The organism is Cohnella hashimotonis (assembly GCF_030014955.1).
GTDB lineage: Bacteria > Bacillota > Bacilli > Paenibacillales > Paenibacillaceae > Cohnella > Cohnella hashimotonis.
Genome location: NZ_JAGRPV010000001.1, coordinates 1,018,084 through 1,040,925 on the forward strand (window position 1 = coordinate 1,018,084; position 22,842 = coordinate 1,040,925).

The following is a 22,842-nucleotide window of genomic DNA, read 5'->3' on the forward strand; positions in this document are numbered from 1 at the left end:
GGTACGACCCGGTGCCCTCAGGTGCCCTCAGGTGCAGTCCGGTGCCATTCGGTGCAACCCGGTGCCATCCGGCCATTTACGGCGAATCTTATCGCCGAAATGGCCGGTTTTTTTGCTTTTTGCGGCGAATCAGCGCAAAAAAACCTTCCCAATGCAGCAAACCGTTCCGTCCCGGGATTTCCCTGAAAGGGGTTACAATAAAAAGCGAAAGGGGGGCGGGCAGATGAGCCGCATAACGAACAAACATAGAGGCATCCGGGAAATCGTTCATAATCGTTCCCTTTACCTGCTGGCCGTTCCGGCCGTCCTGTTCAGCGTCGTGTTCTCGTATTTGCCCATGGCGGGCGTCGCGATCGCGTTCCAGGATTTTAATCCGCTCGCCGGCTTGTTCGGCAGCGAGTGGGTCGGCCTCGACAACTTCCGGTTTTTCTTCCGGGGCAGCGATTGGCTGATCATTACGTTTCACACGGTGTTCTTCAACCTGATGTTCATTCTCACCGGAACCGCGCTGGCGCTGGCGCTTGCCGTCATGCTGACCGAGCTCGGGCGCAATGCGGTCGTTCGGACCGTACAGTCCGTCATGATCCTGCCGAACTTTATCTCGTGGCCGATCATCGGGCTGTTCTCCGTCACCTTCTTTACGGCGGATACCGGCGCGATCAACCAGTTCCTGCATGCGGCTGGACTTGCGCCCATCGATTTCTACACGGAGCCCGGCGTATGGCCGCCGATCCTCGTACTTGTTAATCTGTGGAAAACGGCGGGCTTCGGCGCGATCGTCTACATGGCCGCGATCGTCGGCATCGACCGCGAGCTATACGAGGCGGCGCGGATCGACGGCGCTACCCGCTTCCAGTGCATCTTCCGCATTACGCTGCCGCTGCTGAAGAGCACGATCGTCATGCTGTTCCTGCTCAGTCTGGGCAACATTTTCGGCGGCAATCTGGAGATGATCTACTCCCTCGTCGGCGACAACTCGTTCCTCTTCGGAAGCACGGACACGATCGACACCTACGTGTTCAGAGCGCTGAGGACGTCCGGCTCGCTGGGCATGACGCAGGCCATCGCGCTGTACCAATCCGTGGTCGGCTTCCTGCTCGTCGTCACGGCGAACAAGATCGCGGCCAAGCTCGATCGCGAATCCGCCCTATTCTAAACAGCAAGGAGGCGACACGTCCGCAATGCAAAATTCCCGCAACGACAAATGGCTGGCGGTCCTATTCTATGCCTTTACGATTGTTTTCGCCGCCTTGTGCCTGTATCCGTTCCTGCTCGTGATCGCCAGCTCCTTTACGGAGGAAGCGACGCTGCTGCGTAACGGATACCGGCTGCTGCCGGAGGCGGTTTCGCTTAACGCCTACAAAGCGATCTTCAGCACGAATACGATACCGGACGCTTACCTCGTCACCATTTTTATCACGGTCGCCGGCACGGCGCTCAGTCTTCTGGTCACTAGCCTTGCCGCGTATTCCCTGTCCGGAAACCGGCTCCGTTATGCGCCGCAGCTCGCCCTGTTTTTCTACTTTACGATGCTGTTCAGCGGCGGCATGGTGTCCAGCTACATTCTGACGACCCGGTATCTCCATCTGCAGGATACGATCTTGGTTTACATCCTTCCTGCCGTGCTGTCGCCATGGAATCTGTTTTTGATGCGAAACTTTTTCAACGACATTCCGAAGGAGCTGTTCGAATCCGTGAAGCTGGACGGCGCGGGGGAGCTGCGGATCTTGCGGTCCATCGTACTCCCGCTGTCGCTGCCGGCGCTGGCCACGATCGGGCTGTTCTATGCGCTCGCCTACTGGTCCTCCTGGGCGCCGGCTATGCTGTACATTGAAAACCCGAAGCTTTATTCGCTGCAATATATCATTATGCAGATTATCCGAAACATCGATATGGCGCAAAATATCGCCGTGTCCGGCACGCCGTCAACGGTCCAGGCGGTTCCGGCCTACACGGTGCGGCTCGCCACTGCGATGGTCACGGTCGGGCCGATCATTTTCCTCTATCCGTTCCTGCAGCGTTATTTCGTCGGGGGATTGAAGGTCGGCGCTATTAAAGGCTGAGCACGGCCGCAAGGCCGGTTGACATAGCTTCAGCACGGCAATTCGATACGGCTTAGATGGCATCATTCATAATCGGGAGGGCTAGACATGAAGAGAAACGCAATAGGAAAGCTGGCGCCGATGCTGGCATCCGCGCTGGCGCTGAGCCTGCTTGCGGCGTGCAGCAACGGCGGAAACGGCGGCGGCAATGCCGCAAGCGGAACCAGTAGCGAAGCAAGCGCGTCCGGCAGCGCGGCGGCGACGCAGACGGCGGGGACGGCCGGGGAAAAGACGCCGGAACCGCTGACGCTTAACATTATGCTGTGGGGCGACAAGCCGAAGCAGTTCGACGAGGTGGTGGCCGAGTTCGAGCGCCGGACGAAGGATACGCTGAACCTGAAGCTGAAGGTTACGTTCACCCCGCAGGCGGATTACGTCAACAAGCTCAAGCTGAAGCTGGCGGCGGGCGAGCAGGTCGACATCGCGTTCGACGCGCCCTGGATGAACATGAACGCGTTCATCGCCAAGGACAACTATACGAATCTCGACGGCTATTTCAACAACGACCAATATCCCGGGCTAAAGAAGGCGTTCGGCAGCGGCTACCTGGACAACAACAAGTTCACCGGCGCGGACGGGCAGCTGCATACGTACGGCGTGCCGCTGGGCCAGTACCTGAGCGATATGGCGGTCATCTACTACCGCAAGGACCTGGCCGCCAAGTACGGGATGAGCGACATCAAGTCCTACGAGGAGCTGACGGCCTACTTCGACCAAGTGCTGGCGAACGACAAAAACATGATTCCGTTCGTCATCCGCAACGACGGGAACTACGGCGCGACGGCCGCGATCGACTTCAACAAGGACTTGCCCGTGAAGTATGAGGCGGGACTGTGGGACCTGAACCTGGCGCCGAACGTCGTCGCGACGCTGCAACTGGACGGCAAGACGGTCAAGGGCGTCAAGCTGACGGGCGACAAGCAGGATAGCGCCGCGGCGTTTCCCGCGCCTTTCAATCAGCCGGACTATACGACGTATCAGACCATCCGTGAATGGCACGACAAAGGGTACATCGAAAAGGAGCCGATCGTCCGCAAGGACGCGCGCGGCACGTTCACGGCCGGCAAGGCGGCTTCGATGATGGAGGGCGTCGCCAACCTGGACGCCGTCAACGCACAGCTCAAAGCGGGCGTTCCGTCGGCGGAGCTCGGCATGTTCGTCGTGCAGAAGACCGTGCGCGACATGGTTCAGCCGAATCCGACGCTCATCTCGGATTTCCGCGTCTGGAACTTCCTCTGCATTCCGAAAACCTCGGCCAACGCGGACCGCGCAATGGCGTTCATCAACTGGATTTTCGAAAACCAGGACAACCACGATCTGTTCGAGCTCGGCATTAAAGGCAAGAACTGGGAGCCGGTCGGCGACGACAAGTTCAAGTACCCCGACGGCATCGATACGCTGCAAAATTATACGTTCCCGGGCTACATGCTGACCTGGAATCCGAATTATATCCGTCTGTCCGCCAACGTTCCGGACGATCTGGTCGCGTACTACCGGTACGTCGCCGACGAAAAGTCCTACGTGCGTTCCGCGCTTGCGGGCTTCGCCTTTAACCAGGAGCCGGTGAAGAACCAGCTTGCCAACCCGGACTTCGCCAAGATCTCCACCGAAACGCTGGCCTACCAGCTCGGCATGGTCGAGACGCCTGAGACAGGTCTGCAGAAGCTGCAAGCGAAGTGGGAAAGCAACAAAGCGCTGCAAACCGATATCGCGGCGATCAAGGCGGAGCTGAAGAAGCAGGTCGAGGCGTTCCTGGCGCAGCAGAGCGGGACGTAACGCGGCGTGAGAGCGGACGATCGCAATTTCGGGTGCCGGATCAAGCGTGATCTGGTCTACAAGGGCTACGAAGCCGTGGTCATGGAAAACGAGGCGTTCCGCCTGACCGTGCTGCCCGGCAAGGGAACGGATCTGATCGAGCTGCTGCACAAGCCGACCGATACCGACTTCGCGTGGTTCACGCGGCTTGGGCTTCGTCCGAAGGAGGCGGCCTTCGGCGATTTTCAGAGCCAATACGAGGGCGGATGGCAGGAGATCCTCCCCAATTTGGGAGGTCGCCACCAACATCGGGGAACGGAGCTTGAAGCGTACGGAGAGGCGGCGTTGTCCGCCTGGCGCTACGAGATCGCGGAAGACGGCCCGGCGCGCATCCGCGTCGTCTTCCGGCTGGAGCTGCGGTCGCTGCCGCTGGCGATCGAGAAAAGCATCGAGATGACGAGCGGCGAAGCCGGCTTTCGGCTGGAAGAGCGGCTGACGAACGTTTCGCCGTCCGTCGTACATGCCGATTGGGGACACCATATCACGTTCGGCGAGCCGTTTCTCGTCCCGGGCACGCTCATTTCCTTGCCGGATGGGGAGACATGTTATGCGCTTCCTGCGAAGGGCAGCCCGGGAGGCTTCGGCGTGTTGCCGGCCGGGGCCGGCCGCTACGCGCTGAGGCGGCCGGGCGGCATCGGCGCAGAGGTGAGCTGGGATGCCGAAGTATGGCCGTATCTCTGGTTTTGGCGGGATCACGGCGGCGAGGCAAGCCCGCCGTACTTCGGCAGCCACTACAACGTGGGGCTGGAGATGTTCTCCTCGCCGCCGGCGGCCGCGCTGGAGGACAGCATCGCTGCCGGGACGGCCGTATGTCTGGCGCCGTACGGTACGGTTAGCGCGAGTTTGGCGTTTCAGGTATTGCTCCCTTGATCATTGGCTCTTTGGGTCATTTGCTTCCCTTTGTCATGCGGGCAGGCAGCAAACTTTCTCTCATTCACGGTACGGACAACGAAACGGAGTGAAGCGCATGAGCGACGGAAAGGGTAAGACGATTTTATTTCAAGGCGATTCGATTACGGACGGCAGCTGGAGGCGCGACGGCAACGACCCGAATGCGGCGCTCGGGCACAGCTATGCGTACTTGATCGCGGCGCAGCTCGGCTGCGAGTACCCGGAAAGCAGCCACCGGTTTATCAATCGGGGCGTGGGCGGCAACCGCGTGTCCGATCTGTACGCGAGATGGAACGAGGACGCTTTTCATTTGAAGCCGGATCTGATCAGCGTGCTGATCGGCGTTAACGACGCATGGCGGATCATGGCGGGCGAGCCGAGCGGGGCGACGGACCGGTTCGAGCGGGCGTACCGCCATCTGCTGGAGGAAACGCGGGAGGTATTGCCCGAAGCCGGTCTCGTGCTTTGCGAGCCGTTTATTCTGAAAGGGGGCGCCACCGAGGAAAACTGGGGAGAATGGCGGACCCGAATCGACGGTTACGGCGTCATCGCCCGGCAGCTGGCGCGGGAGTTCCAGGCGCTATTCGTTCCGCTTCAGGAGCCGTTCGATCGGGCGGCCGAGCGTACCAAGGCCTCGGACTGGATCTTCGACGGCGTTCACCCGACGGCGGCGGGCAACCGATTGATCGCGAACGAGTGGCTTGACGTCGTTCAACACAGTATTTTGGCTATTCGATAAAACGCAAGAAGCCGGCAGGATCTCCTTGATCCTGCCGGCTTTCTTATGCGCTTTGTCATTGGCGGGAAATTAACGTCCCCGCTCGTACCAATACCCCGTCACGCCGCGCTCCAGACGCAGGAGCGCCTCCAGGTAATAATAGTCGCCCCAGATCGTGTAATCGTCGGGCGAAATGCCGCCGCGCACGTGATAGGAGCCGCGGCGGATGAAGCCTTCGGCTTCGCCGTCGTCGCGCTCGGCGTAGCCGTCGCGCAGCGCGGAGACGGTCGCCTTCGCCGCGTCGATGAAGCGCTGGCGCTCGGGATCGCTCTCGTCGAGCTGGCTCGCGATCTCCAGCAGGCCGCATGCCGTGATGGCGGAGGCGGAGCTGTCGCGGTACGAGGACGGCACCTGCGGCACCTCGAAGTCCCAGTAGACGACGCCGTCCTCTGGCACGCGGGCGAGGAAGTGCCGGGCCATGCGCTTTGCAGTCTCCAGCAGGTCGGCATTGCCGAGATAACGGCTGTTCAGCGCGAAGCCGTAGATGCCCCAAGCTTGGCCGCGCGTCCACGTGCTGCCGTCCGTATCGCCCTGGTGCGTGCCGCCGCGGATCGCGTTTCCGTTTTCCGGATCGAAGTAAAACGTATGATAGCTCGAATCGTCGCCGCGCACGAGGAAGCGGCGGCTCTTCAGCGCGTGCGCCTCGGCGACGCGACGGTATTCGGGATCGCCCGTCTGTTCGCCTGCCCAGAGCAGGAGCGGCAGATTCAGCAGGCAGTCGATGATGATGCGGCCGCCGTTTTCCGGATCGCCCTTCGGTCCCCAGGCTTGGATGATGCCGGCATCCGCACGCCAGCGGCGCATGAGTACGTCTGCCGCTTCAAGCGCCAGCTTGCGCGCGGCCTCGTCCTTTTCCACGATCCATTGGGCCTTGGCCGACAGCGAGTAGAGGAAGCCGATATCGTGGTGATCCAGATTGCCGAATTGCGCCAGCCGGTTGCGGAAGCTCTCGACCGTCCGGGCGGCGCCGTCGCGGTATTGCTTGTCTCCCGTATATTCGTAGCAGAGCCACAAGATGCCGGACCAGAAGCCGTCGGTCCAGTCGGTATTGTCGTTGAGCACGTACTTGTTGGAGCCGTCGCTGACATGGGGAAATTGGTCCCCGAACCGCTCGAGGTTGCGGGCGGTAATGCCGAGCGCGTCGTTGATCGCTTGCTGCCACATATCGAATTGCCTCCCTGATCCGAAGTTCTTTTCACCCCCATTATATAGAGGATGCCTTCGGGCGGGTTGCGGGAGTATATGGCTAAGTTGCGGTCAGCGGTCCATAGTCAGGGAGCGGCGGAAAAACCTTGTTGCACGGTCCGGCGGAACGTCTCGGGGCTCATTCCCTTGCTTTTTTTAAAAAGCTGGCAAAAATGCGAGGCCCCGAAGCCCCCGACCTGCTCCGCGATCGACCGGATCGAATCCGAGGTCGAGCTGAGCAGCCTGCATGCCTCGCGAATCCGGCGGGCGGTGATGTAGTCCCGAAGGCTGCTGCCCGTATGCTCCTTGAACAGGTGCGACAGATAGTACGGCGACAGATGCAGCTCGCCCGAGAGCGACTGAAGATCGAACGGACGCGCGTACCTCGCCTCGATCCAATCCATGATGCGGTCGATATGCAGAGAGCGTCCTTCGGCTTCGGGAGAGACGTCGCGGACGCCTTCCGGGAACACCCGATGCCGCAGCTCATGGAGCAGCGATACGAGGAACAGCGAACGCTCCTCCTCTTTGTCCGGGCCGGAAGCGCCATAAAGCTCGTGGAAGTCTCGCAGCAGGCCGGGCAGACGCTCCGACGTCCCAAGATCGCAAAAGGAGCCGGTCAGCAGGCCCCGTTTCAGCATCAGAAACCAGCGGGCAAGCCCAGGGTAGGGCGCCAGGTAAGGCTCGACGATCCGGGGATCGAACTTCACAAGCGAACGTATATAAGGCGCGCCGGGCACGGACGGTACCTCGACCTTGTGGAGCTGATAGGGCAAAAACAGCAGCAGCGTGCCGGCGCGGATCGGGTAGCGGGCGTCCTCGGTCATCGCTTCTCCGAGTCCCTGGTGGACGTACAGCAGCTCGATGCCTTGATGGGCGTGATAGGCCAGCCAGTCCTGATCGCCCGTCGTCTGCCGATAAGAAGAAAAAAAAGCGTCCGGTCCCAGGTTCAACGTCATAATTCGATTCAAACGGCCCATCCCCCCGTCTCCGCATTCATGATAGATTATACCATGTAAGGGTGCAAAGGTTACGAAGCGCCGCGAATCGCTGTACAAGCATGCAGACCCGGAGGGAGAGCGAGAGATGACCGCGTCCAAACGAAAGCTAAGGGCCATTACCGGATTTTTATTGTCTTCCGCGCTGCTGCTGGCTTCCTCGGTATGGCCTTACCGCGATACGGCCGTGGCCGCCGTCTCGGCGGAAGAGGCGACGACGCTCCAGAGCAATCTCAAGCAGAAGCTGGGCGCCCGCAGCGAATCCTTCAGCGTCGTGCTCAAGGGCAAGCTGGCCACCGCGGACGTAACCAAGGCGTTCGACAACGTCTTCGCGGCCGACGATTATCTCAAGTACGCGATCCGCTCCTATCGTTATACCGTAAGCACCAACGGCACCACCTCCACCTTAAGCGTGAATATGAAATATTGGGAAAATGCGGAGCAAACCGCATATGTAAATACGCGGTCGAAGCAGATCCTCGCGTCCATCGTCTCCAAGAGCATGAACGCCCATCAAAAGGTAAAAGCCATTCACGACTGGGTGCTGCTCCATGTCGCTTACGACCGTTCGCTCGTTCGCCACTCGGCTTACGATGCGCTTAAGAACGGATTGACCGTCTGCCAGGGCTATGCCTCGCTTACCTACAGGCTGCTGACGGACGCCGGCATTCCCGCCCGCATCGTCGAAGGCACCGTGAGCACCGGCGCGCACACGTGGAATCTCGTCAAGCTGGACGGCGTCTGGTACCAGCTGGACACGACGTTCGACGACCCGGTGCCGGACGTCAAGGGGAGGACGACGTACGGCTATTATCTGGTGACGGACAGCGCTTTGAAAAAGGATCATACGTGGAAGTCCGTTTATCCCCAGGCTGTCACTTCGTACAAGAACACGCTCGATGCGCTGATGGCCAAAGACAAGACGCGTACGGCATTTTACGAGGATCTGCGCGAGGATATGGGGCTGGACTACCTGGATCCGTCCCGTACGGTGTCCACGGTCAAAGAGATCGCCGCGAAGATTCGTGCGGCTGCCGCGGCCGGCCAGACGACGGCCAAGATGCGCTACACGTCCGAGGCCAAGCCCGACCTCGACGCGCTGCTCAAGCTGATGCCCGAGCTGTCGTCGGTCAGCTATACGATGGAGTCGCTTGCTGGCGGAGAGGACGGAGACAGCATGCTGACCGTGAAGTTCAAGCTTCGTCAGTAGTTTCGTTCGATTTGGAAAAAGGCTTACAAATCTTGTATGATGCTTTCATGGGACTCAAGACGGGAGTGTTCGTGTGAGCCGCAAGGTCGTTCTGCTGTCGCTAGCCATCGCCGCGGTTGCGTGCGCGCTGCTGTGGGTCAACTTCCATTACTTGAAAATAACGCCGAACACGCTGCGCGACTGGATGCTGTCCTTCGGTTGGATCGCGCCCGCCGTTTACATCGGTCTATTCGTCGCCAGACCGTTCGTGCTGTTCCCTGCGTCGGTGCTGACGCTGGCGGGCGGGCTTGCTTTCGGCACGTGGTACGGCATGCTTTATACGTTTTTGGGCGAAATTCCGGGGGCAGTGCTGTCGTTTCTGCTGGCGCGCCAGGTCGGGCTCGGCTTTTTCAAGGGACGCGACGATCCGCGGCTGCGCAAGCTTGAGGGCGCGATGCAGCGCCGCGGCTTTCCGATGGTGCTCATGCTGCGGATCGCGCCGTTCGTGCCGTTCGATCTTGTCAGCTACGCCGCCGGAGCCGCGCGGGTGCCGCTGCGCGCGTATGTGCCCGCGACGGTGATCGGCACGCTGCCGGGCACGTTCGCCTTCTGTTTTCTCGGCGCGAGCCTGACGCGAGGCGACTGGCGCGAGATCGCGCTGGCGATCGCGGTGTTCGCCGCCGCCATGCTTGTCCCGCTGCTGCTTAAGCGGCGGGTACGGCGCGAGGTCGGTTGAGCGCGAACCGGTGTCGATGCTATCGTTACACAACAAAAGGAACCGTACTCGTTAAGGTACGGTTCTTTTGCGTTGGCCTAGTTATTAAAAGTAAAACAGGCTAAGGGTGATCGTACTGCCCGGCGTAATCGGCTGATCCAGCAGCGTCTGCGGAATTACGCGGCCGTTATAGCGTACCATCAGCCCGATCGGTCCACCTACAGGGATGCCGGCCACGCTAACGATAAATCCGTTTGGCCCGAACTGCACCCTGCCGGTCGCAAAAAGCGCTTGACGCAGCGTCATGCCGGGATAAAACGTCACGTAGCTGGTGCCGGAGATGTTCGGGAAGCCGATGCCGCCTTCGACCGTTACGGCTACGAAGCTGGCCGGTTCGGGGAGCGGAACGGGAACAGGAACGGGCACGGGTCCGGGAACGGGAATCGGCAGCGGGATCGGAATCGGAATGGGGAACGGCCCCGGACCTGGCGGGAACGGCGGTCTAGGAGGCGGAAACGGACCTGGTCCTGGCGGGAACGGCCCCGGTCCGGGTGGGAATGGCCCCGGCGGAAATGGTCCAGGCCCCGGATGCGGACCAGGTCCTGGAGGAAAAGGGCCCGGATGCGGACCTGGTCCATGCCCCGGATGCAAGCCATGGCCAGGCGGCCGCGGCGGCAGCAAGCCGCCTATGTGAGCGCCGCCTCCCGGTCCGAGCGCGCGCTGGTGTTCGGGCGTGAACCACCATGGGATTTGTCTTACCGGGATGTCCGGCTCGAAGGACGCCGATTGCGGACTCTGCTTAACGGCGATGCCCGTCTTTTTTTTAACGGGCGCTTTGGCGTGGAGCGTCGCTTCGCTCTTCGCTCCTTGCTGCCGTCGCGTTTGCTTGGCTGCCGGCTGCCGACGGTTCTGCCCTTTATTTGTCATGCACGTATTCCTCCTCGGCTGGGCGAATGTCGCTAAGGTACGATATGCGCCTGCCCAGAAGAAGGTGCGGAGGAACCCTGGACAAAAAAAAAGCGGGCCTGCAGCCGAAGCTGCAAGCCCAAAAGATATATTATTGAAAAGGGGGGTCATGTCTGTATTGTAACCGGCGAAGATGAAGGTAAGATGAAAGCTATATTACGATTGCATTACAATCTGTTCGCTTGACGTCGGATTTATATCCGGCAGATCTCTTTAGGGCAGCCGGGGCAGGTCGGGCAATGGCAGATCTCGCGCAGCGCGTTCAGTTGAAGCACGTAAATGCGGCCTTGGCGGATGTCGATGACGCCTTCTTCTTTCAGTCCGTTCAGCATCCGGTTCACGCTCTCGCGTGAAGTGCCGATCATGTCCGCGATCTCCGTATGGGTCAGCTTAAGCGTGATTTTGATGCCTTCTGCCGTAGCGATGCCGTACGTGTTGGCCATGCGGATCAAGGTCGAAGCGAGCGCGCCAGGTTTGCCGAACAACAGCAGGTCGCGGAATTTGGATTCGCTCACGCGCTGCGTGATCGCCATCCAATTCATGAAGCGGACGGCGAAGTCGCCGTACCGATACAACAGAATCTCCAAGTCCCTCCACTGCACGACGCCAAGCTCGGCGTCCTCCAGTACCTCCGCGCTAAACGAATGAACCTTTGTCAGCCCGTTTTCAGGCTCCCAGATGAGATCCCCCGCCTGCATGACCGAGAGCATGAAGTCCTTGCCTTCTGCCGTCGACTTCCGCAGCTTTACCTTGCCCGACCGCAGGTAGTACAACTTGCCGGCCTGCTCGCCTTCCCAGAATAAATAGCTGCCTTTTTCGACATGCTTCGGGTACATCAGCTCTTCCAGACGGGCGAACTGATCCTCCGAGAAGAAGCGGTGAATCCCAAGTTCATTTTCTTGCGCCCGTTCGCCTGCTACCCTTTTCTTCAACGCTTCGCCCATGACCGCGTCCCCCATCCGAATCCCTTTGATGACTCCATCATACCGTATTCCCGGTTCGGCTTTTATCGGGGAACCTCCTGATTCTGGCGCGGGAATTCCCTTATCTTTTTGTGAGTATCGTCACAGTCAGGGGCGGAATCAGGAGTTTCCCCCTGATGAAATCGGGGAATTCCCCGAATCACGTGGAGGCGGCGCTCCATTACACTAGAGGGAAGGGAACGTGATACGCAAGGCTTGGAGGGATGGAAAATGATCGAACATAGGAGCCGCGAGGCGATTCTGGCGATCCTGGCGACGCTGCGCGCGGAGATGGGGTGCGACTTTTGCGCGATCGGCCTGACCGAGGCGCCGCTGCTGAACCTGAGATGGCCGGCGGCGTCCGGTCAAACCAACGAACGATATGCCGGCATTTCCGAAAAACCGGGACGCGGCTTATCCGCGACCGTGTTGAAGATAGGAAGAGCAATGCCGCTCAGCATGTCGGAGTTGCTTTATACGCGCCGGCTGCAGGAGTATCCGCTGCTGCTCGCGGAAGATCTGCGCGTGGCCTATGCTGTTCCGCTTTATCTTCGTGGTTCGCCGTCAGGCATTCTCATCGCCGGCGACCGCAGGAAAAGGGTGTATCGCACCGAGGAACGCAGGATGGTGGCCGCCGCAGGCGAACGAATCGCCGTTCTGTTGACGGGACTGTCTACGGCAGGATCGATGTAGATGGCGTCGCGATACGCCAAGTTTTCGATCGCTATGGTAAAATGGTAAAAAAAGCGGTGCTTTGCGCGACGGGGAGGAATAAAAATGATCCGCATACTGGTCGTCGACGACCACGCTATCGTTCGTTCCGGGCTAATGATGCTCCTGAACGGCAGACAGGAGATGGAGGTCGTCGGAGAGGCCGCGGACGGAGACGAAGCGATCGCGCAAGCCGGCGCCCTTCGGCCGGACGTCGTGCTTATGGATCTCAGCATGCCTCACGGCAAAGACGGTCTTACGGCGGCCGCAGAGCTTAAAAAGTCGTTTCCGGACATCGCCGTCCTCATCTTGACGATGCACGATGATGAAGGCTATCTATTCAGGGCGATTCAATCGGGCGCGTCGGGCTATATCCTTAAGAGCGCGCCGCACGAGGAGCTTTTGTCGGCGATACGCCATGTGGCAGAGGGGCAGGCTTATCTATATCCGACCGCGACCAAGCGGCTGATGAGCGACTATCTGGACAAGCTGAAGAACGGTGATCACGCAGGTACTTACGAGTCCCTGTCGGATCGGGAGAAGGAGATCCTCGCCAAGGTCGCGCAGGGATACTCTAACAAGGAAATCGCTGAGCAGCTTGTTATCAGCGTCAAGACCGTGGAGTCCCACAAGAGCAACCTAATGGAGAAGCTAGAGCTGCGGACACGCCCTGACCTTGTCAAATTCGCGATGAAAAAGGGGCTGTTGACCTTTGACTAAAAAAGAACATGCCGGATTTCCCGAGTATCATGCGGAAATGTTGGCGGCACAGGTAGAGAGCTTGCTCTCGAGACTGGACATTGGCGTGGCCGACGGCGAGTACAGGGAAGAACTTCGCCGCTCGCTCAAGCAGCTTGCGGACGTCAAGTTCGCGCTCGACGAGTCGGCGATCGTTGCCATCACCGACCGCAGGGGGAAGATCCGCTACGTAAATGACAAGTTCTGCGAAATTTCCGGTTACGATCGCTCCGAGCTCATCGGACAAGATCATCGTCTCGTCAACTCGGGCTACCATGGCAAATCGTTCATGAAAGAACTTTGGACGACGATCTCGTCCGGCCGAGTGTGGCGCGGGGAGATTAAAAACCGGGGCAAAACTGGGCGCGAGTATTGGGTAGATACGACCATCGTGCCGTTCGCGGACGGCGAAGGCCATCCGTATCAATACCTGGCGATCCGCCACGAGGTCACGCGCCTCAAGGAGGCGGAAGCCGAGCTGCAGTCGATGCTGGCACAGATGATGCAAATTCAGGAGGAAGAGCGACGGCGCTTTTCTCGGGATTTGCACGACGGAATCGGACAGAGCTTGTTCTTCTTCAAGATCACGATCGATCGGCTGCTGGCCGAACGGGAGGACGAGGGCCTCGCGATGCTGGGACAGCAAGTATCGCAGCTGATGTCGGAGGTCCGGGGACTCGCCTGGGAGATGCGGCCGTCCGTGCTGGACGACCTCGGCGTCGTGCCGGCGCTTCGGACTTACATCGAGCACTTCGAGGGCCATTACGGGATCCAGGTGCGCTTCGATTGCGAGCTTAAGCGCCGTCCGGCGCTTCTCGCCGAGACGACCATCTACCGCGTCGTCCAGGAAGCGCTGACCAATGTCGGCAAATATGCTGGCGTGTCCGAAGCCTTCGTATCGCTGCGGGAGATCGACGGTCTAATTCGGGTCGTTATTATGGACAAAGGCGTCGGCTTCATCCGTACGTCGGCAAGCTCCGGCGTCGGCCTTTTCAGCATGGAAGAACGCGCGCGTGCCGTTTCCGGCGAATTAAAGCTGCATTCTGAACCGGGCCACGGCACGACCGTCACGTTGACGGTACCGGCTGGTTGAAGTTGGGAGCTCTTGCTTTCAATACCACGAATATCCATATTCCGCGCGTACAGGTTCCTTTTTCCGGTGTTTTAACAATATCCCCTTAAATCAGGGAAAGATGCGCGCCCGAGCAGCGATGCTATTCTGGCAAGTCGGCTGAAGGTCCGCGCTTAACCGGCATGCCGCCTGCTCCGTTCCGGTTGTCTAAACGCCCAGCGGATCGGGCGAATGCCGGAACGCGCGCTTACCAAGCTTCGATACGTGATCGTTCTCGATGTGCCGATGCACGCGATCAGCGCTTCCAGCGTTCTGCTCCCGGAAACGTAGCGGAAACAAAATTCGTTCAAATACGACTGCAGATGCTTAGGGCCGATTCCGCCGAACGTCCAGGCCAACCAACGTACAACGCCGAGCCATGCGTGATGCGGCGCTTTGCGGCCGCGATGGCTGCGCTGCAGCAGTTCCGTTTTACCGAAGTCCCCGCGATTTGCAGTATGGTTATGCAAAAACCGCTCCACCGCTTCCTCATCCTCCGAACCGCCTCTGCCAGGAACGGCAGTCCCATCGATTCCGTCGACGGCCTTCATTTTGAGATGAACGACCTCTCCCGTCTGATCGAGCGAGGCACCGATCACGATCGGCTGCGGTTTCAACGCACCCTGAGCGAGCTTATCGCTGAAATACCGGTGGTATTCATAGCCGTAATATTCACCCAACAGTTGCAGGCTCCCCTCAAGAGGCCGGGCGCCATCTTGTTCACCGATGACATGGCGCAATTTGTGGTTGATCAGCCAGGCGGTCTTATAAGTCACGCAGATCAACTCGGCGAGCAGCACGGCGCTGATGCCGAATTGCATCAGGTACATGGCCTTGAACCACTTGGTCAGCGGCGTGCGCGTGCCCTCGAGCGCGGTGCCGGCCGTAAGCGATGTCTGATGGGAGCAGGAGCGGCATTCGAAAAGCCGGCGTCCGCGGGAGGCTATATCGTAGTAACGTGAATGCCAGCAGCGGGGGCAACGGAAGCCGTCGGGCCACTTGGCTGCAAAAAGCGCGCCAGCGCAATCTTCTTCGGCATAGCAAGGTATGGAATCCCGAATCGAAAAACCGCTGGACATATGAATCCTCCCTTTTAATAGGAACTAATGTTCTCATATTACCAGATAATAGGTTTTATTGCACGCTCTTTTTTTGCTCAAAAATACGCTGCTCAATCATCCGCTTGCTTAGCTGCATGAAAGATATGAACCTGTTCGAAGGGGATGTCGTTAAAACGCGATCGGCCCCCTTTATCGGTTTTCCTTACTAAAGGGGATATTGTTAAAACGGGATAAATAGAGTCGAGTTGCCCGCCCTACTGAGCCAGCATCGCGCGCCGCGCGTTACCAGGCAACAAACGACAGCTCCTGAAAGAAGGGGATGTCTTTCAAACGAGAGAAGTGAGGTTGTGTCTATTTCGTGGCCGCTCCAATATTGTGATTTTTTTCACATTACTTAATTCCGAATCACGTTATATTTAATTCATCAAAAGAAGCAATGCCCCGATAAACCTGAAGGAGGAACCACCGATGAAAACGACAACCAACACGGACAACGCGCTGAAGCCTTACGGCGGCGACGACGAGCGATACACACTGCTAAACGATGCGGTCGTCAGAGCCCGGCAGGAGCACGACGCTTTGGAAGAGGAACTCGCGGACCTGTACGCGCAGGTGTGCACGGTACGCAAGGACGAGGACATTATTCACCTGAACGTTAATGTCCGAATCCTGAACGAACGCGTGAAGCACTTCATGACCGAGTGGAGCGCGCATATCGCATGGGAAAAAACGGAACTCTTCCCCTACGCGGTATGGTACCTTGAGACGGAGCCCGATCTGTTCACGCTCATGGAACAGGATTACGGTCTCGCGGAACGGTTCATCGGCTCTTTCCTGAACACGTTGGAACAGTCGGTGCTGCCGATCTCGCCGGAGGAAGCGAAGGCGCTGTCGTCCTATCTTCTCCAAGCTTACGCCTTCTTGAAGAACCGGCTGAACGAGGAGGAGGAGATCATCGATACTTTGGAGGATCACTCGAACGTTTACAGTTATTAAGGGCATGCGAAGATAAGTGAAAAAATTCACAAGAAATAATAACGAATTGTGAGATCCGTCACATTCGAAATGGATCGCAGCCTTCATACTGAGGTTGTAAGGCGAGCAAGACAAACGACAGTCACTATTAAACGCCTTAAAGGCGAAAAGGGAGATGGCCATTATGGTCACCAAGTGGTTCAAAGAAAACGTATGGGCAGCAGTCGCAGTAACGCTTCTCCGTATCTATGTCGGCTGGCAGTGGATCGACGCAGGATGGCATAAGCTGACGGGCGGTTTCACTGCAAAAGGATTCCTGCAAGGAGCGGTCGCCAAGCCGGTAGCCGACCACGCGACGAACGAAGTCATCTTCCCCAACTACACCTACTTCATCGAGCACTTCGCGCTGCCGAACGTCAAATTGATCGACGTGCTTATCCCGCTTGGCGAGTTCCTGATCGGCGTAGGGCTGATCGTCGGGGGACTCACGGTAACCGCCGCCTTCTTCGGAATGCTGCTCAACACGCTGTTCCTCTTCGCGGGCACCGTAAGCACGAACCCATGGCTGCTCGTCCTCGGCTTCATCGTCTTCACGGCGGGCGCCAATGCCGGACGCTTCGGACTCGACTACTACCTGCTCCCGCTTATCCGCAAGGGCTTCGGCAAAATCAAGCACGCCATCACGGACAAGAAGCATGACGGCGGCACGCACGGCACGCCTGTCGCGCACTGATTCATCGCCTGGCTGATTGGCACGGCGGCCGGAGTTCTCCGGCCGCCGTCCATATCGTCAGGCCGCCGAGACCGACGGAGGAAATCAATATTTGACGGGAGGCCACGAGGATGGCGACGAAAGAAAAAGCGCAAGCCGAATTTATGTCCGCGCAAGACGAAGTGAATCTGCTCGCGGAGCGAGCCAACAGGGCGCTCGAAGCGTACATGCGGCTGAATCAGGAGCAGGTCGACCGGATCGTGCAGGCGATGGCTTTGGCCGGACTTGATCAGCATATGCCGCTCGCGAAGATCGCGGTCGAGGAGACCGGCAGAGGCGTCTATGAAGACAAGATCACGAAGAACATTTTCGCGACGGAATACATTTATCACAGCATCAAGGCGGAGAAGACGGTAGGCGTGATCGAGGAGAATGTCTACGAAAACTACCGCATGGTCGCCGAGCCGGTCGGTGTGATCGCCGGCATCACGCCGGTGACGAACCCCACCTCGACGACGATGTTCAAGTCGCTGATCGCCGCCAAGACGCGCAATCCGATCGTCTTCGCTTTTCATCCGTCGGCGCAGAAGTCGAGCTCGGCCGCGGCGAGAACGCTGCTCGAAGCGGCACTGGCCGCCGGAGCGCCCGAGCATTGCATTCAGTGGATCGAGCACCCTTCCGTTGAAGCGACGGGGCTGTTGATTAATCACAAGGACATCGCGCTCGTGCTGGCCACCGGCGGTTCCGCGATGGTGAAGGCGGCCTACAGCACCGGCAAGCCGGCGTTAGGCGTAGGTCCGGGCAACGTCCCTTGCTTCATTGAACGCACGGCGGATCTCGAGCAGGCTGTGACCGACCTGATCCTGTCCAAGACGTTCGACAACGGCATGATTTGCGCATCAGAGCAAGCGGTCATCCTCGACGAGCCAATCTACGACCAGGCGAAGGCGCTCATGGCGCGCCAAGGCTGCTATTTCCTCAATAAAGAAGAAATCGAGGCCGTATCGCGGCTCGTCATCAATCCTGAGAAATGCGCGGTCAACGCAGTCATCGTCGGACAACCGGCCGTGAAGATCGCGGAGATGGCCGGCATTCAGGTGCCGCCGGCGACGAAGGTGCTCGTGGCAGAGCTGGCCGGCGTAGGCGAAAAGTTTCCTTTGTCCGCCGAGAAACTGAGCCCGGTGCTCGCGTGTTACAAAGTAAAAACGGCCGAGCAGGGCATCGATCGCGCCGCGCAGGTCATCGCCTTCGGCGGCATGGGCCACTCGTCGGTCATTCATTCGAACGACCAAGCCGTCATCACGGCGTTCTCGGCCCGACTGCAGACAGGGCGCATTATCGTCAACGCGCCTTCGACCCACGGGGCGATCGGCGACATTTACAACACGAACCTGCCTTCGCTCACGCTCGGCTGTGGCTCGTACGGCCACAACTCGACGACCTCGAACGTCACCGCCGTCAACCTGATCAACGTCAAGCGGGTGGCGTACCGTACGGTCAACATGCAGTGGTTCAAGGTGCCGCCGAAAATCTACTTCGAGAAGGGCGCCACGCAGTATCTCGAGAAGATGCCGGATATCAGCCGCGTCATGATCGTGACCGACGAAGCGATGGTGAAGCTCGGGTATGTGGAGAAGGTTGCTTACTACCTGCGCAAGCGCAAGGACCCGGTATCCGTCGAGATCTTCAGCGACGTCGAGCCAGATCCGTCGGTCGACACGGTCGAGCGCGGCACGCGCATGATGGCTCAGTTCAAGCCGGACTGCATCATCGCCCTCGGCGGCGGCTCGCCGATGGACGCGGCGAAGGCCATGTGGCTGTTCTACGAATATCCGGACACCAGCTTCGATTCGCTCAAGCAGAAGTTCATGGATATCCGCAAGCGGATCTACAAATATCCGCGCCTCGGCAAAAACGCCAAGTTCGTCGCGATCCCGACGACATCGGGTACCGGCTCGGAGGTGACGTCGTTCGCGGTCATCACCGACAAGAACAAAGGCAATACGAAGTATCCGCTCGCAGACTATGAGCTCACGCCGGACGTCGCCATCGTAGACCCGGATTACGTCTACAGCCTGCCGAAGACGGCGGTCGCCGATACCGGCATGGACGTGCTGACGCATGCGATCGAGGCCTACGTCTCGGTCATGGCCAACGACTTTACGGACGGTCTCGCGCTTAAGGCGATCCAACTGGTGTTCGACAACTTGGAAGCTTCGTATCACAAGGCCGATCCGGTCGCCCGGGAAAAGATGCACAATGCGTCCACGATTGCCGGCATGGCCTTCGCAAACGCGTTTCTGGGCATTAACCACAGCCTCGCGCACAAATGGGGCGGACAGTATCACACGGCGCACGGCCGCACCAACGCGATCCTGCTGCCGCACGTCATCCGGTACAACGCGCAGCAGCCGACGAAGTTCGCTTCGTTCCCGAAATACAGCCACTTCGTCGCCGACAAGCGCTATGCCGACATCGCCAGGCTGCTCGGTCTGCAGGCCCGCACGACGGAAGAGGGCGTCACGAGCTTGATTAACGCCATTCGCCAGCTGAACCTGTCGCTGCAGATTCCGGAATCGTTCCAGGCGCTCGGCTTTGACGCCGCCGACTTCGAGTCGCGGGTAGACCAGCTTGCCGACCGCGCGTTCGAGGACCAATGCACGACCGCAAACCCGCGCATGCCGCTCGTCACCGAGCTCGCGGACGTGTACAGAAACGCGTTTTACGGCAAGTTCTAATTGGGATTTCGATCAAGGGAGGGTAACGATCATGAGCATCCTGAACAAAACGATAGGCGAATCCGCCGCCAGGCTGGACGGCTGGCGCGGATTCAAGGGAGGCGTTTGGCAGACGTCGGTGGACGTGAACGACTTTCTCGGCCTGAATCTGACGTCTTACACGGGCGCCGCAGGATTTTTGGCCGAACCGACGGAGGCCACCAGACAGCTGTGGGTACAGGTGCTCGCGTTGATGAAGCGGGAGCGGGAAAACGGGGGCGTGCTTGACGTCGACACCGACACGGTGTCGACGATCACCTCCCACCGCGCCGGCTATATAGACGAAGCGCTCGAGAAGATCGTCGGCCTGCAGACGGATGCGCCGCTGAAGCGTTCGATCCAGCCGTTCGGGGGCATCCGAATGGCGCAGGACGCCTGCGAAGCTTACGGCTACAAGCTGCCGGACGAGATGGTCCGCACCTTCACCGACATCCGCAAGACGCATAACCAGGGCGTGTTCGATGCCTACACCGCCGAGATGCGCCTCGCCCGCAAAGCGGCCATCATCACCGGCCTTCCGGACGCTTACGGCCGCGGCCGGATCATCGGCGACTACCGCAGGGCTGCGCTGTACGGCGTCGATCGGCTGATCGCGGCGAAGGAGGCCGACCTGACGGCGCTGGAAAAAGACGTCATGGGCGAAGATTTGATCCGACTGCGCGAAGAGGTGTCGGAGCAGATCCGGGCGCTTGGCGAACTGAAGGCGATGGCCGCGTCCTACGAGTACGACATCTCGGGCCCGGCGACGAACGCGCGCGAAGCGGTGCAGTGGCTTTACTTCGCCTACCTGGCCGCCATCAAAGAGCAGAACGGCGCAGCCATGAGCCTCGGGCGCGTATCCAGCTTCCTCGACGTTTATATCGAGCGCGACCTGAAGGAAGGCACGCTGAACGAAGAACAGGCGCAAGAGCTGATCGACCATCTGGTCATGAAGCTGCGGCTGGTCAAGTTCCTGCGCACGCCGGATTATAACGAGCTGTTCAGCGGCGACCCGACGTGGGTAACCGAATCGATCGGCGGCATGGGCAAGGACGGCAAGACCCGCGTCACCAAAAACTCGTTCCGATTCCTTCACACGCTGTACAATCTCGGACCCGCTCCCGAGCCCAACCTCACGGTGCTTTGGTCGACGGAGCTGCCCGAGGGCTTCAAGGACTACTGCGCTAAAGTATCCGTCGATACGAGCTCGATCCAGTACGAGAACGACGACCTCATGCGTCCAATCTACGGCGACGACTACGGCATCGCCTGCTGCGTCTCCGCGATGCGGATCGGCAAGCAGATGCAGTTCTTCGGCGCCCGCGCCAACCTCGCCAAAGCTTTGCTGTACGCGATCAACGGCGGCAAGGACGAGAAGCTGGGCGTGCAGGTCGGTCCGGAACTTGCGCCGCTTACCGGCGAATATCTCGACTACGACCAGGTTATGGCGCGGTACGACGAGGTGCTGGAGTGGCTGTCGAAGCTATACATCAACACGCTGAACGTCATTCACTACATGCATGACAAGTACAGCTACGAACGCATCGAGATGGCGCTGCACGACACGGAGATCCTGCGAACGATGGCGACCGGCATCGCCGGCCTTTCGGTCGTCGCCGACTCGCTGTCCGCGATCAAGTACGCGAAGGTCAAGCCGATTCGCAACGAGAAGGGTTTGGCCGTCGACTTCGAGATCGAAGGCGAATATCCGCAGTTCGGCAACAACGACTCGCGCGTCGACGATATGGCGGTCGACCTGACGGATGCCTTTATGTCGAAGCTGCGCAAACACCAGACCTACCGCGGCTCGATGCCGACGCTGTCGTTGCTGACGATCACGTCGAACGTCGTCTACGGCAAGAAAACCGGCAGCACGCCGGACGGCCGCAAGGCCGGCGAGCCGTTCGCGCCGGGAGCGAACCCGATGCACGGCCGCGACCGCAAGGGCGCGCTCGCCTCGCTCAGCTCGGTCGCCAAGCTGCCGTATTACAACTGTCTCGACGGCATCTCGAACACGTTCTCGATCGTGCCGAAGGCGCTCGGCCGCGAAGAGGAGACGCGCGTCGGCAATCTCGTGTCGCTGCTCGACGGCTACGCCGACAAGGGCGGTCACCATCTCAACATCAACGTGTTCAACCGGGAGCAACTGCTCGACGCGATGGAGCATCCGGAGCAGTACCCGCAACTGACGATCCGCGTGTCGGGCTATGCGGTCAACTTCATTAAGCTTACGCGCGAGCAGCAACTCGATGTCATTAATCGCACGTTCCACGGCACGATCTGACAGCGGCCGAAGCCCGGTCGCCCGCGGATGCGGAGGCCGGGCGAGGAAGCGGGAAATCGGCTAAGCAGCACAGACAGACGATGGTCGAGAGCGGGGCGGACGCACCGGCCGTTGATCAGGATTCGAATCTTCAGAGGGGGACTTGACGATGCATCACGCCGGAAGAATACATTCTCTGGAGACATTCGGGACGGTCGACGGTCCGGGTATCCGCTTCGTGCTCTTCATGCAAGGCTGCGCGCTCCAATGCGCGTACTGCCACAATCCGGACTCTTGGGATACCAAAGGCGGACAGCTGCGTTCGGTCGACGAGATCTTGGCCGAGATCGAGCCGTACGTACCGTTTTACAAAAGATCGGGCGGCGGCATCACCGTCACGGGCGGAGAGCCGACGCTGCAGGCGCCTTTCGTCGCCGAGCTGTTCGAAAAGTGCAAGGAACGATGGGGGTTGCATACGGCGCTCGATTCGTCGGGCTTCTGCGATCCGTACCACGCGAAGCGGCTGCTCGACGCGACTGATCTCGTGCTGCTCGATCTGAAAATGATCGACCGCGCCGGACACGAGCATCTGACTTTGCAGCCTAACGATCGCATTCTCGCCTTCGCCAGGCATCTGTCGGACGCCGGCGCCAAGATGTGGATCCGCCGAGTTCTCGTGCCGGGCTGGACCGACGGCCTGTCGGAGCTGCTGGCGCTTGGAGAATTCATCGGCGAGCTGAACGGCGTTGAGAAGGTAGAAGTGCTGCCCTACCACCGGATGGGCGTGTACAAATGGGAGCAGCTCGGCAGAGCCTACAGGCTTGAGGGCGTGTCCGAACCGTCGCCGGATGAGGTGGAGCGGGCTTACCGGTTGATCGAGCAAGGCAAGCGGGCGGCTAAGGCCGCCAGGTAAT

Annotated in this window: 20 protein-coding genes; 15 read left to right on the top strand and 5 right to left on the bottom strand. The window is 59.5% G+C overall.

What is annotated here, in order from left to right:
• The first annotated feature begins 223 nt into the window (after positions 1-223).
• From KB449_RS03950 to KB449_RS03970, 5 genes are all read left to right on the top strand, one after another.
• Positions 224-1,156 carry an ABC transporter permease gene (locus KB449_RS03950; RefSeq protein WP_282907124.1) on the top strand — a complete coding sequence of 311 codons (933 nt, stop codon included), beginning with the start codon at positions 224-226 and terminating at the stop codon, positions 1,154-1,156.
• A 25-nt stretch (positions 1,157-1,181) separates the two neighbouring features.
• Positions 1,182-2,063 (top strand): carbohydrate ABC transporter permease, encoded by an 882-nt coding sequence (locus tag KB449_RS03955; protein WP_282907125.1) that lies wholly within the window; start codon positions 1,182-1,184, stop codon positions 2,061-2,063.
• A gap of 87 nt (positions 2,064-2,150) precedes the next feature.
• Entirely contained in the window at positions 2,151-3,878 is a 1,728-nt protein-coding gene (locus tag KB449_RS03960; RefSeq protein ID WP_282907126.1) for a DUF3502 domain-containing protein, read from the top strand.
• A 6-nt stretch (positions 3,879-3,884) separates the two neighbouring features.
• Entirely contained in the window at positions 3,885-4,787 is a 903-nt protein-coding gene (locus KB449_RS03965) for an aldose epimerase family protein (protein ID WP_282907127.1), read from the top strand.
• 97 nt (positions 4,788-4,884) lie between these two features.
• Positions 4,885-5,547: an SGNH/GDSL hydrolase family protein gene (locus KB449_RS03970; RefSeq protein ID WP_282907128.1), complete on the top strand. Its 663-nt coding sequence runs from the start codon at positions 4,885-4,887 to the stop codon at positions 5,545-5,547.
• 69 nt (positions 5,548-5,616) lie between these two features.
• On the opposite strand, the gene KB449_RS03975 is transcribed toward KB449_RS03970, so the two are convergent.
• Both KB449_RS03975 and KB449_RS03980 read right to left on the bottom strand, forming a co-directional pair.
• Complete coding sequence (locus KB449_RS03975) at positions 5,617-6,750, bottom strand: glycoside hydrolase family 88 protein (RefSeq protein ID WP_282907129.1); 1,134 nt, start codon at positions 6,748-6,750, stop codon at positions 5,617-5,619.
• Positions 6,751-6,857: 107 nt separating this feature from the next.
• Positions 6,858-7,742, bottom strand: coding sequence for a helix-turn-helix transcriptional regulator (locus tag KB449_RS03980; RefSeq protein ID WP_282907130.1), 885 nt, complete (start codon positions 7,740-7,742; stop codon positions 6,858-6,860).
• 115 nt (positions 7,743-7,857) lie between these two features.
• Here KB449_RS03980 and KB449_RS03985 point away from each other — a divergent pair, with 115 nt between their 5' ends.
• Both KB449_RS03985 and KB449_RS03990 read left to right on the top strand, forming a co-directional pair.
• Positions 7,858-8,979: a transglutaminase domain-containing protein gene (locus tag KB449_RS03985; RefSeq protein WP_282907131.1), complete on the top strand. Its 1,122-nt coding sequence runs from the start codon at positions 7,858-7,860 to the stop codon at positions 8,977-8,979.
• Positions 8,980-9,052: 73 nt separating this feature from the next.
• The gene (locus KB449_RS03990) at positions 9,053-9,694 is read left to right on the top strand and encodes a TVP38/TMEM64 family protein (protein ID WP_282907132.1); all 642 of its coding nucleotides are present in this window, start codon (positions 9,053-9,055) and stop codon (positions 9,692-9,694) included.
• Positions 9,695-9,778: 84 nt separating this feature from the next.
• On the opposite strand, the gene KB449_RS03995 is transcribed toward KB449_RS03990, so the two are convergent.
• Together KB449_RS03995 and KB449_RS04000 are read right to left on the bottom strand one after the other, a co-directional pair.
• Complete coding sequence (locus KB449_RS03995) at positions 9,779-10,600, bottom strand: hypothetical protein (protein WP_282907133.1); 822 nt, start codon at positions 10,598-10,600, stop codon at positions 9,779-9,781.
• A 233-nt stretch (positions 10,601-10,833) separates the two neighbouring features.
• The gene (locus KB449_RS04000) at positions 10,834-11,583 is read right to left on the bottom strand and encodes a Crp/Fnr family transcriptional regulator (RefSeq protein ID WP_282907134.1); all 750 of its coding nucleotides are present in this window, start codon (positions 11,581-11,583) and stop codon (positions 10,834-10,836) included.
• A 249-nt stretch (positions 11,584-11,832) separates the two neighbouring features.
• Between KB449_RS04000 and KB449_RS04005 the strand changes: the two genes are divergently transcribed.
• The 3 genes from KB449_RS04005 to KB449_RS04015 all read left to right on the top strand — a co-directional run bounded on the left by KB449_RS04005 (position 11,833) and on the right by KB449_RS04015 (position 14,143).
• Complete coding sequence (locus KB449_RS04005; RefSeq protein ID WP_282907135.1) at positions 11,833-12,294, top strand: GAF domain-containing protein; 462 nt, start codon at positions 11,833-11,835, stop codon at positions 12,292-12,294.
• 84 nt (positions 12,295-12,378) lie between these two features.
• A complete protein-coding gene (locus KB449_RS04010) occupies positions 12,379-13,032 on the top strand; it encodes a response regulator (RefSeq protein WP_282907136.1) in 654 nt (217 codons plus the stop codon).
• A 37-nt stretch (positions 13,033-13,069) separates the two neighbouring features.
• Positions 13,070-14,143, top strand: a complete 1,074-nt coding sequence (locus KB449_RS04015; protein WP_282912731.1) for a PAS domain-containing sensor histidine kinase — start codon at positions 13,070-13,072, stop codon at positions 14,141-14,143.
• Positions 14,144-14,295: 152 nt separating this feature from the next.
• Here the strand turns inward: KB449_RS04015 and KB449_RS04020 are convergent, their stop codons facing one another.
• A complete protein-coding gene (locus KB449_RS04020) occupies positions 14,296-15,240 on the bottom strand; it encodes a transposase (protein ID WP_282907137.1) in 945 nt (314 codons plus the stop codon).
• A 450-nt stretch (positions 15,241-15,690) separates the two neighbouring features.
• Here KB449_RS04020 and KB449_RS04025 point away from each other — a divergent pair, with 450 nt between their 5' ends.
• The 5 genes from KB449_RS04025 (at position 15,691) to pflA (ending at position 22,841) form a co-directional block, all read left to right on the top strand.
• Positions 15,691-16,218, top strand: a complete 528-nt coding sequence (locus KB449_RS04025) for a hemerythrin domain-containing protein (RefSeq protein WP_282907138.1) — start codon at positions 15,691-15,693, stop codon at positions 16,216-16,218.
• Positions 16,219-16,381: 163 nt separating this feature from the next.
• Entirely contained in the window at positions 16,382-16,930 is a 549-nt protein-coding gene (locus KB449_RS04030; protein WP_282912732.1) for a DoxX family protein, read from the top strand.
• A 110-nt stretch (positions 16,931-17,040) separates the two neighbouring features.
• Complete coding sequence (adhE, locus tag KB449_RS04035) at positions 17,041-19,647, top strand: bifunctional acetaldehyde-CoA/alcohol dehydrogenase (RefSeq protein WP_282907139.1); 2,607 nt, start codon at positions 17,041-17,043, stop codon at positions 19,645-19,647.
• A gap of 31 nt (positions 19,648-19,678) precedes the next feature.
• Complete coding sequence (gene pflB, locus KB449_RS04040; protein WP_282907140.1) at positions 19,679-21,949, top strand: formate C-acetyltransferase; 2,271 nt, start codon at positions 19,679-19,681, stop codon at positions 21,947-21,949.
• Positions 21,950-22,097: 148 nt separating this feature from the next.
• Positions 22,098-22,841, top strand: coding sequence for a pyruvate formate-lyase-activating protein (gene pflA / locus KB449_RS04045; protein ID WP_282907141.1), 744 nt, complete (start codon positions 22,098-22,100; stop codon positions 22,839-22,841).
• Position 22,842 lies beyond the last annotated feature (1 nt).